We start from the raw sequence: 16477 nt of genomic DNA, 5'->3' as shown, positions 1-16477 counted from the left end.
GACGGCCATGGCCGACGACGTCGTCATCACGGCCCGCAACAACGGGCCGTATCACATCAAGGGTAGCTTCCGTATCGTCACCCAGGGCGGGCGTGAATTGCCGGTGGAGCAAGGACAGGCGTGGCTGTGCCGCTGCGGCCATTCGCTGAACAAGCCGTTCTGCGACGGCTCGCACAAGCGCGTCGAGTTCGACAGCAATCTCGACGCGCCCGCGGCGCCTGAGCCTCCGGCTTAGCGGATGACGGGCTTGTAGCGGATGCGCTTGGGCTTGGCACCTTCCTCGCCCAAGCGCTTCTTCTTGTCCGCTTCGTATTCCTGGTAGTTGCCCGGGAAGAATTCGACGTGCGAGTCGCCTTCGAAGGCGATGATGTGCGTGGCGATGCGGTCCAGGAACCAGCGGTCGTGCGAGATCACCATCACGCAGCCGGCGAATTCCAGCAGCGCGTCTTCCAGCGCGCGCAGCGTTTCCACGTCGAGGTCGTTGGACGGTTCGTCCAGCAGCAGCACGTTGCCGCCGGAGATCAGCGTCTTGGCCAGGTGCAGGCGGCCGCGCTCGCCGCCCGACAGCGTACCGACATGCTTCTGCTGGTCGCCGCCCTTGAAGTTGAAGCGGCCGATGTAGGCGCGCGACGGCGTCTCGTACCGGCCCACCGTCAGAATGTCGGCGCCGCCCGAGATCTCCTCGAACACGGTCTTGCTGCCGTCCAGGGCATCGCGGCTCTGGTCCACATAGGCGAGCTTGACGGTCGGGCCAATCTTGACGGTGCCCGCATCCGGCTGCTCCTTGCCCGTCAGCATGCGGAACAGCGTCGACTTGCCGGCGCCGTTCGGCCCGATGATGCCGACGATGGCGCCGGCCGGGATGGTGAAGCTGAGATTGTCGATCAGCAGGCGGTCGCCGTAGCCCTTGCTGACGTTGGTGAACTCGACGACTTCATTGCCCAGGCGCTCGCCGGCCGGAATGAAGATTTCCTGCGTTTCGTTGCGCTTCTGGTATTCCTGGCTGTTCAGCTCGTCGAAGCGGGCCAGACGGGCCTTGGATTTGGCCTGACGGCCCTTCGGATTCTGGCGCACCCACTCCAGCTCCTTCTTCAGGGCCTTCTGGCGTGCCGATTCGGTGGACTCTTCCTGCTTCAGGCGGGTTTCCTTCTGGTCCAGCCAGGAGCTGTAGTTGCCCTTCCAGGGAATGCCGTGGCCGCGGTCGAGTTCGAGAATCCACTCGGCGGCATTGTCGAGGAAGTAGCGGTCGTGGGTCACGGCCACCACGGTGCCCGGGAAGCGGGTCAGGAACTGCTCGAGCCACTCGACGGATTCCGCATCCAGGTGGTTGGTCGGCTCGTCGAGCAGCAGCATGTCGGGGCGCGACAGCAGCAGCTTGCACAGCGCCACGCGGCGCTTTTCGCCGCCCGACAGGTGCTCGATGCGCGCGTCCCACGGCGGCAGGCGCAGGGCATCGGCGGCGATTTCGAGCTGCAGCTCGACGTTATCGCCGGCGCCGGCGGCAATGATGGCTTCCAGGCGGGCCTGCTCTTCGGCCAGCTTGTCGAAGTCGGCATCCGGCTCGGCGTAGGCGACGTAGACGGCTTCGAGCTGCTTCTGTGCGTCCATCACCTCACCCAGACCGCTCTCGACTTCCTCGCGCACGGTTTTGGCGGGATCGAGTTGCGGCTCCTGCGGCAGGTAGCCGATATTCAGGTTGGGCATCGGCGTGGCTTCGCCCTCGATGTCCTTGTCGAGGCCGGCCATGATCTTGAGCACGGTCGACTTGCCCGAGCCGTTCAGGCCGAGCACGCCGATCTTGGCGCCGGGAAAGAACGACAGCGAGATGTCCTTGAGGATCTGGCGCTTGGGCGGAACGATCTTGCCCACGCGGTTCATGGTGAAAACGTACTGTGACATGAGGTCAGGCGCTGGAATTTTGGAAACCCGCGGAGTGTAGCAAAGGCGGGCGGCAGGCCGCACCGGATAGGGCTGCGCGCGGCCAAAGAAAAAGGCGCCCATGCCGGGCGCCTCTCTCTTGCGGCTCGGATGATGCGCTCAGTGCGTCATCATGTTGACGTTCATGTTGTGCATGACCCACAGCGAACCGACGATCACGATGACCAGGATCAGCAGCGTGAACAGGAAGGCCATCACGTTCCAGCGCTGGGCGGAAGAACCGTCCAGGTGCAGGAAATAGATCAGGTGCACGACGATCTGCACGACCGCCAGCCCCATCACGGTGACCAGCACAGTGTCGTGCGAGAAGCCGCCGCCCATCACCATCTTGAACGGAATGACCGTCAGGATCACGGCCAGCACGAAGCCGATCAGGTAGCCCTTGACGGTGGCATGGCCGGCACCGCCGGTGGCGTGGCCATGCGCGTCGGCGTGGACGTTGGAGGAAACGTTGGTCTGTTCCATTTACATCGCTCCCAGCAGATAGACGACGGTGAACACGCCGATCCACACCACATCCAAGAAGTGCCAGAACAGGCTCAGGCACGCCAGGCGGGTCGAGTTGGTGGTCGTCAGGCCCTTACGGCTGATCTGCCACATCAGGACGGCGATCCACAGCAGGCCGCTCGCCACGTGCAGGCCGTGCGTGCCGACCAGCGTGAAGAACGACGACAGGAATGCGCTGCGGCTCGGGCCCGCGCCTTCGGCGATCAGGTGGTGGAACTCGTTGATTTCCATGCCGACGAACGCCGCGCCCAGCAGGAAGGTGATGCCCAGCCACAGCATCACCTGGTCCTTGCGGCCGGCCTGCAGGCCGACCATCACCATGCCGTAGGTGATGGACGACACGAGCAGGATGCCCGTCTCGATCAGCACGTACGACAGGTCGAACAGCTCCTTGCCATCCGGGCCGCCCGCCGTCGCGCTGCGCAGCACGCAGAACGTGGCGAACAGCGACGCGAAGATGATCAAGTCGCTCATCAGGTACACCCAGAAGCCGAACACCTTGGTGTCTGCGGCATCGTGGTGGTGCGCATGGTCATGCGCGTGGCCGTGGTCCGCGGCGTGCGCGGCGTGGCCGTCTAGAACATTGGTAGCCATGGTTTAAGCCTGCGAACCGATGCGTTGGAAGTAGGCCGACTCGGTCTCATGAACCTCTTGAGCGGGCACGTAGTAATCGATGTCGTCGTTGTTGCTGCGGAAGATGAAGCTGACGATCATGCCGCCCAGACCCAGCACGGCCATCCACCAGATGTGCCACACCAGGGCGAAGCCCATCACGATCGAGAACATGCCGATGAAGAAGCCGGCGCCGGTGTTCTTCGGCATGTGGATCTTCTCGTAGCTGGCGGCGACCTGCGTCGGCACCTCGCCGCGCGCCTTCATGTCGGCAAAGGCGTCGATGTCACGCACCACCGGCACGGTCGCGAAGTTGTAGTGCGCCGGCGGCGACGACGTGGCCCACTCCAGCGTGCGGCCGCCCCACGGGTCGCCGGTCACGTCGGCCAGTGCCTTGCGGTTGCGGATGCTGACGACGATCTGGATGAGCTGCGAAGCGATACCGCAGGCGATGACCGCGGCGCCGATCACGGCGACGATCAGCCACGGCTGCCAAGCCGGGTTGTCGGTATGGTTCAGGCGGCGCGTCATGCCCATGAAGCCCAGCACGTACAGCGGCATGAAGGCCAGGTAGAAGCCGACGAACCAGCACCAGAAGGCGCGCTTGCCCCACTTCTCGTCCAGCTTGAAGCCGAAGGCCTTCGGGAACCAGAAGGTGATGCCCGCCAGGTAGCCGAACACCACGCCACCGATGATGGTGTTATGGAAGTGGGCGATCAGGAACAGGCTGTTGTGCAGCAGGAAGTCGGCGCCCGGCACCGCCAGCAGCACGCCGGTCATCCCGCCGATCACGAAGGTGATCATGAAGCCGATCGTCCACAGCACCGGCGAGGTGAACTCGACGCGGCCGCGGTACATCGTGAACAGCCAGTTGAAGATCTTCACCCCGGTCGGGATGGAGATGATCATGGTGGCGATGCCGAAGAACGCGTTGACGTTCGCGCCCGAGCCCATGGTGAAGAAGTGGTGCAGCCACACCAGGAACGACAGCACCGTGATGCCCGCCGTCGCGTACACCATCGACGTGTAGCCGAACAGCTTCTTGCGCGAGAACGTCGAGATGATTTCCGAGAACATGCCGAATGCCGGCAGAACCAGGATGTACACCTCGGGGTGGCCCCAGATCCAGATCAGGTTCACGTACAGCATGGCGTTGCCGCCGGCCGTGTTCGTGAAGAAGTGCATGTCCAGGTAGCGGTCCAGGCCCAGCAGCGCCAGCGCCACGGTCAGCACCGGGAAGGCCGCCACGATCAGGATGTTGGCGCACAGGGCCGTCCAGGTGAAGATCGGCATGCGCATCAGCGTCATGCCCGGCGCACGCATCTTGAAGATGGTCGCGACGAAGTTCACCCCGGTCAGCAAGGTGCCCAACCCGGATATCTGCAGCGCCCAGATGTAGTAGTCGACCCCCACGTCGGGGCTGTAGGCCAGCTCCGACAGCGGCGGGTAGGCCAGCCAGCCGGTGCGCGCGAAGTTGCCGACGCCCAGCGACAGGTTGACCAGCACCACGCCCGCGGCCGCCAGCCAGAACGACAGCGTGTTCAGGAACGGGAAGGCCACGTCGCGCGCGCCGATCTGCAGCGGCACGATCAGGTTGATCAGGCCCGTCATCAGCGGCATGGCCATGAAGAAGATCATGATCACGCCGTGCGCGGTGAAGATCTGGTCGTAGTGCTCGGGCGGCAGATAGCCGGCACCACCACCCGAGGCGAGCGCCAGTTGCGAGCGCATCATGATGGCGTCGGCAAAGCCGCGCAGCAGCATCACGATCGCCAAAATGCAATACATCACGCCGATCTTCTTGTGGTCGACCGAGGTGATCCACTCATTCCAAAGGTACGACCACTTCTTGAAGTAGGTGATCAGGCCAAACAGGCCGGCGCCACCCAGCAGAATGGCCGACACTGTCACGACCACGATGGGCTCGTGCAGCGGAATGGCCTCCAGACTCAACTTGCCAAACATCGTCAACTCCTAGGAATTCTTGGGCGTGGCCGCCGTTGCAGCCTTCGGCGCCGGCAGGGCGGACTGCACCGGCAGCGGACGCGTTGCCGCCTCGGCCGTGGCCGTCGTGCAGTTGGCGCCTTCGAGCGCCTCGTCGAGCGTCAGGACCTTGTCCGAGTCGCCCATGTATTTGTGCAGGATGCTGTGGTACAGCGTCGGGTCCACCGAGGCGTACATTGCCGGGGGCACCTTCTCGCTCGGCTTGGCCAGCTCGGCGTAGCCTTCCTTGGTCAGGCTCTGCGACGACGCGCGCACCTGCTTGACCCAGGCGTCGAATTCTTCGTTGGTCATGGCCGTTGCCACGAACTTCATGCCGGTGAAGCCGGCGCCGCTGTAGTTGGACGAGATGCCGTCAAACTGGCCGGTTTCGTTCGCGATCAGGTGCAGCTTGGTCTGCATGCCGGCCATGGCGTACACCTGGCTGCCGAGCTGCGGGATGAAGAAGGCGTTCATCACCGAGTCGGACGTGATCTTGAAGTTGACGGGCGTGTTGGCCGGGAACGCGATCTGGTTGACGGTCGCGATCTTCAGTTCCGGGTAGATGAACAGCCACTTCCAGTCGAGCGACACGGCCTCGATGGTGATCGGCTTGACGTCGGATTCGATCGGCTTGTACGGATCGAGCGCGTGCGTCGAGCGGTAGGTGATCACGCCCAGCGCGATGATGATCAGGCACGGGATCAGCCACACCACCACTTCGATCGCGGTGGAATGCGACCAGTCCGGCTCGTAGCGGGCCTTGGTGTTGCTCGCGCGGTACTTCCACGCGAACGCCAGCGTCAACACGATCACAGGGACGACCACCAGCAGCATCAGAGCGGTCGCCACAATGATCAGCGTCTTTTCCTCGGCGCCGATCATCCCCTTCGGGTCCAGGACCGTCAGGTTGCATCCCGACAGCAGCAGGGGAATGCTTGCGGCCAGAAGCCGCTTCAAACGTGGAAAGGATTGGTTCTTCATGTCTTGCACAGTTGCGCCGGCGATGCTTCCGGACATCACGGGGGCCATCAAGGCCACAGGCAGAAAACGCTGGAAATGAAAAAGACCGTGCATCTGGCACCGAGTACTGTCTGGTGCCGCAGCAGGCCTTGGATCACGTCTGGCGCCGGTCAGGGAGAAGCTGAACCCAGCGCGCCCCGCCGTCGAGGCGGACTTCGGCCGTGGATCGCACGGACGAGGCCGAGCACCGCCGCGTCGCACAGAGCGGCGGACGATGGACCGGGCGCGGATGGATAAGGAGCAGGCACTACGTCAGGCGCTCGTTGGGGGAGCGCGGTTGGAGTGGGATGCGGGCGCGATCTTACCGTCAGAAGCCCGTTCGGATTGCACACTCTGCCCAGGCAAGCAAAAAACGGCAACAATTGACAAGCGACAACTGGATCGCTCGCCCAGGGTTTACGCGGCTTTGCGGGTAAGCCTTTCTTAAGTGGTTGTTGTTGCACTGCGACAATCAGCCACAGTGGTGCACACCCCACGACGCCCCCAAATGTGCGCCCTCATACGGATTTGAAAATAAGAATTCTTCTCATTTACAATCAGGCGCTTTCCCGTTCTGCTTCTTCGACCGGTGTCCTGCGACCCGACCACCCTGCCCCTGCTCGCCGCGCTGGTTCGTCACTACGACGAGCTGGTCGACCTGCTGCGCCGGCGCTTCGGCACCGACCGCAGTGCGGCACACGACGTGGTGCATGACGTCTGTGTCAACCTGCTGGCCAAACCGCCGCGCCAGGCGGTAGCCGCGCCAGCAGCATATGTGCGTCGAGCGGCACTCAACTTGGCGATCGACCGGCACCGGGTGGAATCCACGCGCGGCGCCTGGGTGGAAAGCGCGGCCGAACTGCCCGACTGCGCCGACGAGATGCCCGGCCACGACCGCCATGTCGATGCCGGCCGCGAGCTCGACCGGCTGTCGGCGGCCATCGCGCAGTTGCCGCCGCGCTGCCGGGAAGTGTTTGTGCTGCACAAGATTCATGACATGCCGCAGACAGAGGTAGCGGTAAGATTGGGGATTTCGCGCAAGGCGGTGGAGAAGCACATCCGGCGGGGCATGACAGCCTGCCGCGCCGCGCTGGACCGCCCCGGACCGCGTTGAGCATGTCCCACACCCCCGAAGAATTCGCCCGCGAGGAAGCCAGCCTGGCGCGCCACCGTGCCGCGCTGCGGCAGCGCTTCGCCTTGCCGCCGGCGCCCGCTCGTGCGCCGCGCCGCCGCGGGCCGCTCATCGTGGCCGGCATTGCCGCCATGTTCGGTGCGTTGCTGTGGGCCGATCCGGCATTCCATTCACAGCGATACGCCACCGCGGCCGGCTCGCGCCAGCAGATCAGCCTGTCCGACGGCACCTCGGTCACACTCAACACCCGCACCGTGGCCGAGGTGGAATGGCATCTGCGCTCGCGGCAGGTGCTGCTGGTCGATGGCGAAGCGCTCTTCGACGTGGCCCAGGCGTCATGGCCGTTCATCGTGCGGGCCGGCGGCACGACGGTGCGCGTGATGGGCACGGCGTTCAACGTGCACCGGGCGGATCCGCGCATCACCGTGACGGTCCTGCGCGGCCGCGTGCACGTGGAAGACGCCTCGGGCGATGCCGTGCTGCTGGGCCCGCGCCAAGCCGCCGACACCGGCGCCGGCACACTCAACGCGCGCGCCGAGCCCGACCCCGCCGCGGCCGTGGCCTGGAAGGACGGCAAGCTGCTGTTCGATCACACGCCGCTCGCGCAGGCCGTGGCCGACATCAACCGCTACCGCGCCGCGCCGGTCACGCTGGCCGATCCCGCGCTGGGGCGCCTGCAGATTTCCGGCGTCTTCGACAGCACGCGCACCGACGCGCTGCTCGATCTGCTGCCCTCCGTCCTGCCGGTGACGATCCGGCGCGAGGCGGACGACGCCATCCACGTGCTGGCCCGCGGCGCATCGCGCTGACCACCGGCGCCGCCGAGGTAGGGGTGCGCGGCGCCCCGCCCGTCTACTTCCCTGTGACCTAGACCAACAAACGGGGAGCCTTCACAGTGAATCGACATCGCCGACCGGTACGCCGGTCTCGCGCGCCGCGCCTGGGCGCGCTGGCCGCCGCCGCGCTGTTTGCCAGCACCACCATCGCGCAACCGCGCATGGTCATCGACATTCCCGCCGAGCCGCTCGATGCGGCGCTGAACGCGCTGGCGCGGCAGGCGGGCACCCAGCTCGTGTTCGCCAGCGCGCTGACGGCCGGCAAGACCGCGCCGCGCGTGCAGGGTCACTACAGCGTCGAGGAGACCCTGAACCGCCTGCTGGCGCAGAGCGGGCTGACGGCGCGCCGGCAGGGCGACAACACCTTCACCATCGAGCCGGCCGGCAGCGGCGCCGAAGTCACCCTGCCGGCCACCGTCGCCACCGCCGCGCAGGCCGAATCCGCCAACGGCCCGGTGCACGGCTACGTCGCCCGGCGCAGCGCGACCGGCACCAAGACCGATGCGCCGATCGAAGAGATTCCGCAGTCGATCAGCGTGGTGACGCGCGACCGCTTCGAAGCCCAGGGCGCGCAGAGCGTCAACGAGGCCCTGCGGTATACGGCATCGGTATCGACCTACGGCGCGGGCACCCGCTCGGACTGGTACACCGCCGTGCGCGGCTTCGTGCCGGCCACCTACCTGGACGGCCTGCAGTTGCCCAACACCATCAACCTGGCCAGCTGGCGCGTCGACCCGTGGCAGATCGAGCGCGTCGAGCTGCTGCGGGGACCGGCTTCCGTGCTGTACGGCCAGGGCGACCCGGGCGGCACCGTCAACGTCGTCACCAAGCAGCCGACCGCCGAGCCCATCCGCGAGATCGAGGTGCAATACGGCAGCCATGCGCGCAAGCAGGTGGCCGGCGATTTCGGCGGCGCGCTCGATGCCGACGGCAAGCTGTCGTACCGACTGACCGCCCTGGCGCGCGACGGCAACCTGCCGCTGGGGCCGTTCAACGACCAGCGCCTGATGATCGCGCCGTCGCTGACCTGGAAGCCGTCGGCTGACACCACGCTGACGCTGCTGGCAAACTACCTGCGCGACAAGACCAATGCGTCGGACAGCTTCCTGCCGGCGCAGGGCACCATCCTGCCGAACCCGAACGGCAAGATTCCCGCCACCCGCTTCACCGGCTCGCCGGATTTCGACGCGTACGAGAAGACGCAGTATTCGCTGGGCTACCAGTTCGAGCATCGCCTGGACGACACCTGGACGGTACGCCAGAACGCGCGCTACATGCACCTCAGGCTCGACGACCGCATGACCTACGGTGTCGGCCTGGACCCGAGCGACCCGACGCAGCGCACCCTGCTGCGCTACGCCGGCATCGCGCAGCCGAGCTACGGGCGGCTGGACATCGACACGCAGGCGCAGGCCCGGTTCGCCACCGGCATGGTGCGGCACACGCTGCTGGCCGGCGTCGACTACCAGCGCCAGACCACCAGGGACCCGGAGAACTACGCGCTCACCTCGTCGCTTGACCTTTACAACCCGGTGTATCAGCCGACCGACCGGTCGATCTTCAGCGGCCCGGGCGCATCGCCGCAGGACATCCGCCAGCGGCAGACCCAGTTGGGCCTCTACCTGCAGGACCAGCTCAAGCTGGGCGAGCGCTGGGTCTTCACGCTGGGCGGCCGACACGACTGGGCCGACACGCGCACCGACGACCTGCTCGGCGGCACCACCGCCAGCCAGCGCGATGCCGCCTTCACCGGGCGCGTGGGCGTGGTGTACCTGGCGCCGTACGGCATCTCGCCGTACCTGAGCTATTCGACCTCGTTCAACCCGACCGTCGGCACCGACCGCAGCGGCCAGGCCTTCAAGCCGACCAAGGGCCGGCAAGTCGAGGCCGGGGTGAAGGTCCAGGCCAGCAGCAAGGCATCGGTCACGGCATCGGTCTTCCGGATCCACCAGCGCAACGTGCTGACGCCCGACCTGGACGATCCGGCCGGCACGCACAGCACGCAGACCGGCGAGGTGCGCTCGCAGGGCTTCGAGCTGGAAGCCACCGTGCAGCCGATGGCGGGCTGGAACGTGATTGCCGGCTACACCTACCAGGACGTGCGCAACACCCGCGCCAACGACGCCTCGCTCGACAAATGGCCGATCGCCATCCCCACCCCGCGGCAGATCGCCTCGCTGTGGACGGACTACCGCATCCGCTCGGGCGTGCTGCAGGGCGTGGGCATCGGCGCCGGCGTGCGCTACGTCAGCCCCACGGCCGGCGCACCGGACAACGCGCTGCGCGTGCCCGGCTATGCGCTGTTCGACGCAGCCATCTTCTACAGCGCCGGCCGCCATTGGCGCCTGGCGCTCAACGGCACCAACCTGGCCAACCGCGAAGTCATCTCCGGCTGCTATGACGCCACGCGGTGCATCTACGCCAACGGCCGCACCGTGCTCGCGACCGCGAAATACGCCTGGTAGCGTCGCTGCCGCAAAAGCAGACGGGCCGTGCGCAGTGCACGGCCCGTCCGCCCGGCCCGATGCAGGCGCGCGGCTCAGTCGCCCAGCGCCACCCCTTCGCGGCGCGGGTCGGCGCCGCCGGCCCAGCCCCACCTGCCGTCGTCGCGCCGGCGCCGCACGATGGCCTGCGTGCCGCTGGTCATCTCGATCTGCGCGACGTCGTGGCCGCGCGCCTTCAGGCCCTGTACCAGCGTCTGCGTCACCAGACCCCGCTCCACCTCGGTCGGGCCGTTGCGGCTGCCGAAGTTGGGCAGGTTGATCGCACTCTGCACGTCCATGTCCCAGTCCAGCAGACCGATCAGCGTCTTCGACACGTATTCGATACTCTGCGAGCCGCCGGGCGAACCGAGCGCCGCCACCAGCCGGCCGCTGTCGCGTTCGAACACCAGCGTCGGCGCCATCGACGAGCGCGGCCGCTTGCCGGCCTGCACGCGATTGGCGACCGGCTTGCCGCCTTCGTTCGGCACGAACGAGAAATCGGTGAGCCCGCTGTTCAGCACGAAGCCGCGCACCATCAGGTGCGCGCCGAAATCGCTGTCGATGGCGGTCGTCATGGACACCGCGCCGCCGGCGTTGTCCACCGCCACGATCTGCGAGGTCGATACGCGCGGCGGCGAGCGGTCCGGCGCCAGCGCGATGGAGGTCCCGGGCGGCGTGCCGGGATCGGCCCGGCCCGTGCTCCGGTCGCCGATCAGCCCGGCGCGCAGCGTCAGGTACCCCGGATCGGTCAGGCCCTTGACGTTGACCGGCACGAAATCCGCATCGGCCACGTAAAGGCCGCGATCCGCATCGGCCTGGCGCCCGGCTTCGGACACCACGTGCACGGCGTCGACGCTGGGTTCGAGGCCGGCGGCGCGGGTGGTCTCGCGCGGTGCCATCGCGGCCAGCGCGTACTTCGGATCGCGCGCCGCCAGGGCCTGCAGCGTGCCCAGCATCTGCGCGATGGCGATGCCGCCCGACGACGGCGGGGGCATGCCGCAGACCTTCCAGCGCTGGTAGTCGGCGCAGATGGGATCGCGCTCTTTGGCGCGATAGCCCCGCAGGTCAGCCAGCGACAGCGTGCCCGGATCGGCGCCGCCGCTCACGCGTTTGACGATGTCGGCCGCGATCGGCCCGGCATAGAACGCGCCGGGGCCGTGCCTGGCGATCTCGCGCAGCGTCTGCGCCAGTTGCGGGTTCCTCACGATCGTCCCGACCGGCTTGGGCTTGCCTTGCGGCGTGAGGAAATACGCCGCCATCTCCGGCGACCCGGCGATGAACGGGTCGGCCGCGATCTGCGTATAGAGCCGCGGCGAAACCGGGAACCCCTGCTCCGCCAGCTCGATGGCCGGCTGGAGCAGCCTGGTCCAGGGCAGCTTGCCGTGCCGGCGGTGGGCCAGCTCCAGCGCGCGCAGCACGCCGGGCACGCCGACCGCGCGGCCGCCGATCCGGGCCTCGCTCAAGCCCATCGACGTGCCGTCGGGGCGCAGGAACAGGTTCTCGTCGGCACCGGCCGGGGCGGTCTCCCAGCCGTCATAGGCCTGCACGCGCTTGCCGTCCCAGTAGAGGAGGAAGGCGCCACCGCCGATACCGGAGGCCTGCGGCTCGACCAGCGTCAGCACGGCCTGCATGGCGATGGCCGCGTCGATGGCCGAGCCGCCCTGCCGCAGGATGCGCCGGCCCGCTTCCGCCGCGAGCGGGTTGGCGGCGGCGGCCATGTGCTGCTCGGCGTAGGCCGTCGTCATGCCGGTGCGGTAGCCCGAGGCCACCTCCGGCGGGCGCGGCGACTCGGGCGCGACGGACGGCGAGCCGGCCACGGGGGCCGGCGTCGGCACGGCGGTCCGCGTGGAACATGCGCCGAGCAGCGTCAGCGCCGCCAGCACCAGCGGACCGCGCACGCGCGCCAAGGAAAAAGCCTGGGTTGCCATGCGGTTCTCCTCGTGATTCCAAAGCCTCATTGCAGGAAGCGGATGGTGACGTGCCGGGCCCTGCCCCAAACCCACCGCCCGGTACACCATGCCGGACCCATATGAACGCCGAAGCTTCGCGCATCCGGGCGGCGGACGCGCGCGCGGTGCCAGGCATGCGCGCGATCGCCCCGGATGGAAACACCGGAGCGTGGGCCGGGGCGGCCGGATCGGCAACGCGGTCGCATGGCACCAGCAGCGCCTTTCGCGGGAGGCGTTTGCACCACACCATGCTTCGTTCGAATGATTTCCGGCACCGTTGCCCGGTGCTTTGATGAGGACAGGGCGACGACTGCCGGCGCGCGGGAGGGATTGACTCGACCAAGCTATGCCGCGGGCGGACGGAAGTCAAAAACGCTGCGCGGGCGCCGGCGGGCACCAGCGGGCACTGCCGCGGCGCGCGCCCGGCGGCATGAGGCTCGGCGGAAACCCATACACTTGGCGCCCGCAAGAACACCAATGAGACGAGGGATGGGGACCATGAGAGCGCGGCCGGCCGGCGTGCTGTGGATGGCATTGGGCTACGGCATGGCCGGCCCGCTGAGCGCGCTCGCGGGCGGACTCCAGCAGCCCGAGGTCCAGCTCGAGACGACCACCGTCGTCGGGTCCGCCGCCGCCGCGGCCGCCACCGGCGAAGCCGCCAGCCAGGGCTATGTGCCGCGTGCCCAACTGGAGAACCGCCCCCTGCTGCGCCCCGGCGAACTGCTCGAGACCGTCCCCGGCCTGATCGTCACGCAGCACAGCGGCGACGGCAAGGCCAACCAGTACTTCCTGCGCGGCTTCAATCTCGATCACGGCACCGATCTGGCCACCACGGTGGCCGGCATGCCGGTCAACATGCGCACGCACGCGCACGGCCAGGGCTACACCGATCTCAACTTCCTCATCCCGGAACTGGTCAGCGGCATCGCCTACAAGAAAGGCACCTACTTCGCAGAGGAAGGCGACTTCTCGGCCGCCGGCGCCGTCCGGATCGACTACGCCGACAAGCTGCCGCACGGCCTCGCCCAGTTCGAGCTGGGCGAATACGGTTACCGGCGCGGCCTGCTCGCCGACTCGCGCGCGGTCGGGCCGGGCACGCTGCTGTACGGCTTCGAGTGGCTGGGCGAGAACGGCCCGTGGGCCGTGCCGGAAGGCGTGCACAAGCTCAACGGCGTGCTGCGCTACACCCTGCCGCTGGGCGGCGGCGAGCGCGTCACCGTGACGGGCATGGCCTACCGGAACACCTGGCAATCGACCGACCAGGTGCCGCAGCGCGCCATCGACCAGGGCCTGATCGCCCGCTTCGGCGCCATCGATCCGACCGACGGCGGCATGGCCTCGCGCTACAGCCTGTCGGCCGACTGGCTGCGCCCGCTGGCCGACGGGCAGCTCAAGGCCAACGCCTACGTCATCAAGAGCCGGCTGACGCTGTTCTCGAATTTCACCTATGCGCTCGCCAACCCCGTGCTGGGCGACCAGTTCGAGCAGTTCGAGAACCGGGTCACGACCGGCATCAACGCCTCGCGCACGTGGTTCGGCGAGCTTGCCGGGCACGACAGCGAAACCGAGATCGGCTCGCAGACGCGCTACGACCGGCTCGACCCGATCCTGCTCGCCGACACGGTGGCGCGGCAGCCCTACGCGCTGGTCCGCAGCGACACCGTCGACGAGACCAGCACGGCGCTCTACCTGCGCAACAGCATCCAGTGGCGGCCCTGGCTGCGCACCCTCGCCGGCTTGCGCGCCGACCAGTTCTGGTACCGCGTCGGCAGTAGCAACCCGCGCAATTCGGGCAGCGGCGCCGAGCATATCGTCGCCCCCAAGCTGGGCGTGGTGCTGTCGCCGACGGCCAGGACCGACGTGTTCGTCAACTGGGGACGCGGCTACCACAGCAACGACGTGCGCGGCGCCACCACCACCGTCGATCCGGCCTCGGGCAATCCGGTGCGCAAGGTCAGCGTGCTGGTGCCGGCCACCGGCTACGAGGTCGGCGTGCGGACGAAAGCGCTGGCGCGCGACCTGCAGCTGTCCGCCTCGCTGTGGCGGCTGGATATCGGCTCGGAGCTGGTGTTCGCCGGCGACACCGGCACCACGCAGCCCAGCCGTCCCAGCCGGCGCACCGGCGTGGAGCTGGCGGCGTACTACAAGCCGTCGCCCGAGCTCATCCTCGACGCCGATGCCGCCTTCTCCCGCGCGCGCTTCCGCGATGCCGATCCGGCCGGCGACCACATCCCCGAGGCAATCCAGACCACCGCCTCCGCGGGCATGTCGTGGACACACGGCCGCTGGACCCTCGGCGCCCGCCTGCGCTACTTCGGCCCGCGCCCCCTGATCGAAGACAACAGCGTGCGCTCGGCCTCGTCGTTCCTGGTCAACCTGAAGGCCGGCTATCGCGTGCGGAAGAACGTGCGCGTCTTCGTCGAAGTGCTCAACGCGCTGAACCGCAAGGCCAACGACATCGACTACGACTACGCCTCGCGGCTCAAGGGAGAGACCTCGCCGGTGGACGCCAGCGGCGCGGCGACCGGCATCAACGACCGGCACATCCACCCGGCCGAGCCGCGCACGGTGCGGGCCGGTATCGCCTGGACGTTCTGACGGACGCGGTGCCTCAGCGCGGATTCGGGAACCGGATCCGGAACTCGGTGAACTCGTGCTCGACCGATCGGCACGAAATGCTGGCGCCCCAGCCGCGCAGAACCTTCCTGCAGAACGTGAGGCCGATCCCCGTCCCCCGATGGGCCGGGTGCGAGAAGAACGGCTGGAACATCCGCCTGAGGACCGCCGGCGACACGCCGGCCCCCGTGTCGCGCACGACGATCTCCACCGCCTGCGGCATTCGCTCATAGCCGATGCGCAGATCGCCCTTGCCGCCCCGCTGGATCGCCTCGAGCGCATTCTTGGTCAGGTTGGTGATGACGTGCTCGAACAGCCCGGCGTTGCCCAGCACCCGCATCCCCGTGCTCGGCGCGATATGCACATGCGGGCGCGCCCCCAGCTCGAACGGATAGGCATCGATGGCCGCGCAGATCGCCTCATGCGGATCGAACCACGCGGTGCACACCGCCTGCGGATCCTTCGAATTGGCCACCAGCAGCTCGATGCTGTTGGTGGCGCGGATCACGTCCGCGCGCATCCGCTCGACAGCCTGCCGCAGCACCGGCAGATCGGGATGGTCCGGCCACACCGCCAGCGGCAGCCGGCTCTGGATGCCGCTGGCCGTCAAGGCAAGACTGGCCAGCGGCGTACGCAGCTCGTGCGCCACCGTCCCCAATGCCAGCGCCATCCCGCGCTGCTTCTGCTCGATCAGGATCTGCCGATCCAGCCGGATGACGACCAGCACCCCGACAACAAAGAAGAACGCCAGGATCGGCACCTGTTCCAGCAGGGCATGCCATGGAAATCCGCCGGCGGCCGGCCCCGTCAGCAGGAACAGCGCCATCGCGGCCGAAGCGCCCGTGACCAGGGAGAACACGGCAAACGCGGTGCTGAAGTGAAAGAGGATCACGACGGCAATGAGCAGGGACTCCGCCCACACCATCGCCCCGGCATTCTGCAGATACAGGAAGACAAACGCGAATGGCAGCCCCACCGTCACGGCGAACACCGCATAGGCCGGCAGCCATTTGCACCCGGCCACCCGATCGGCAAACAGCAGCGGGACGAACAGCAGCGTACACAGCCCCCGCAGCCAGACGCTCTCATAAGGCTGCGGAAAGACATACGACCAGATCACGAAATAGAGCGGATGCCCGATGACGCCGATAACGCCGGCCAGACGGGCACGCCGAAGCCGCGTCGCGCGCTCGCCATCCGCGATGATGGCATTCGATACGGCGGCCATCAGCCGCCGCCACACGCGGGCTAGCCCGCGACCTGGGTTGGGTCGAACTGCGCGGTCCTGGGTCATGGGGTCTCGGGAGAATCTTCCGGCTGGCCGCCGGCGACGGCATTCCGGTCAACCGCCGGCTGGCACCGGTCCGGTGCGGAAAAAAGCTCCGGACTAAAGATAGGCGGCCCCACATCCGCAGTGAAGGA

12 protein-coding genes are annotated in these 16477 nt (G+C 67.6%); 5 read left to right on the top strand and 7 right to left on the bottom strand.

Annotation, left to right across the window (positions count from 1 at the left end):
* Positions 1-7 precede the first annotated feature (7 nt).
* Positions 8-235, top strand: a complete 228-nt coding sequence (locus GO999_RS02370; RefSeq protein WP_011002818.1) for a CDGSH iron-sulfur domain-containing protein — start codon at positions 8-10, stop codon at positions 233-235.
* Here GO999_RS02370 and ettA read toward each other — a convergent pair.
* The 5 genes from ettA to cyoA all read right to left on the bottom strand — a co-directional run bounded on the left by ettA (position 232) and on the right by cyoA (position 6021).
* Positions 232-1899, bottom strand: coding sequence for an energy-dependent translational throttle protein EttA (ettA, locus tag GO999_RS02365; RefSeq protein WP_011002819.1), 1668 nt, complete (start codon positions 1897-1899; stop codon positions 232-234). The genes GO999_RS02370 and ettA overlap by 4 nt on opposite strands.
* Before the next feature lie 138 nt (positions 1900-2037).
* Entirely contained in the window at positions 2038-2403 is a 366-nt protein-coding gene (locus GO999_RS02360) for a cytochrome o ubiquinol oxidase subunit IV (RefSeq protein WP_011002820.1), read from the bottom strand.
* Complete coding sequence (gene cyoC, locus GO999_RS02355) at positions 2404-3039, bottom strand: cytochrome o ubiquinol oxidase subunit III (protein WP_011002821.1); 636 nt, start codon at positions 3037-3039, stop codon at positions 2404-2406.
* 3 nt (positions 3040-3042) lie between these two features.
* Positions 3043-5022: a cytochrome o ubiquinol oxidase subunit I gene (gene cyoB, locus GO999_RS02350; RefSeq protein WP_011002822.1), complete on the bottom strand. Its 1980-nt coding sequence runs from the start codon at positions 5020-5022 to the stop codon at positions 3043-3045.
* A gap of 9 nt (positions 5023-5031) precedes the next feature.
* Positions 5032-6021: a ubiquinol oxidase subunit II gene (gene cyoA, locus GO999_RS02345; RefSeq protein ID WP_011002823.1), complete on the bottom strand. Its 990-nt coding sequence runs from the start codon at positions 6019-6021 to the stop codon at positions 5032-5034.
* Between the two features lie 607 nt (positions 6022-6628).
* Between cyoA and GO999_RS02340 the strand changes: the two genes are divergently transcribed.
* The 3 genes from GO999_RS02340 to GO999_RS02330 all read left to right on the top strand — a co-directional run bounded on the left by GO999_RS02340 (position 6629) and on the right by GO999_RS02330 (position 10472).
* A complete protein-coding gene (locus tag GO999_RS02340; RefSeq protein WP_028861024.1) occupies positions 6629-7153 on the top strand; it encodes an RNA polymerase sigma factor in 525 nt (174 codons plus the stop codon).
* Positions 7154-7155: 2 nt separating this feature from the next.
* Positions 7156-7980 (top strand): FecR family protein, encoded by an 825-nt coding sequence (locus GO999_RS02335; protein WP_211906517.1) that lies wholly within the window; start codon positions 7156-7158, stop codon positions 7978-7980.
* Between the two features lie 86 nt (positions 7981-8066).
* Positions 8067-10472: a TonB-dependent siderophore receptor gene (locus tag GO999_RS02330; RefSeq protein ID WP_211906516.1), complete on the top strand. Its 2406-nt coding sequence runs from the start codon at positions 8067-8069 to the stop codon at positions 10470-10472.
* A 74-nt stretch (positions 10473-10546) separates the two neighbouring features.
* Here GO999_RS02330 and GO999_RS02325 read toward each other — a convergent pair whose 3' ends face one another.
* Positions 10547-12418, bottom strand: a complete 1872-nt coding sequence (locus tag GO999_RS02325; RefSeq protein WP_211906515.1) for a gamma-glutamyltransferase family protein — start codon at positions 12416-12418, stop codon at positions 10547-10549.
* Between the two features lie 519 nt (positions 12419-12937).
* Between GO999_RS02325 and GO999_RS02320 the strand changes: the two genes are divergently transcribed.
* Complete coding sequence (locus GO999_RS02320) at positions 12938-15037, top strand: TonB-dependent receptor (RefSeq protein WP_029240402.1); 2100 nt, start codon at positions 12938-12940, stop codon at positions 15035-15037.
* A 13-nt stretch (positions 15038-15050) separates the two neighbouring features.
* Here the strand turns inward: GO999_RS02320 and GO999_RS02315 are convergent, their stop codons facing one another.
* A complete protein-coding gene (locus GO999_RS02315; protein ID WP_016724690.1) occupies positions 15051-16349 on the bottom strand; it encodes a sensor histidine kinase in 1299 nt (432 codons plus the stop codon).
* Positions 16350-16477: the final 128 nt, after the last annotated feature.

Origin of the sequence: Ralstonia nicotianae, from assembly GCF_018243235.1 — a bacterium.
Taxonomy (GTDB): domain Bacteria; phylum Pseudomonadota; class Gammaproteobacteria; order Burkholderiales; family Burkholderiaceae; genus Ralstonia; species Ralstonia nicotianae.
This window is presented reverse-complemented; position numbering and strand designations above follow the sequence as displayed.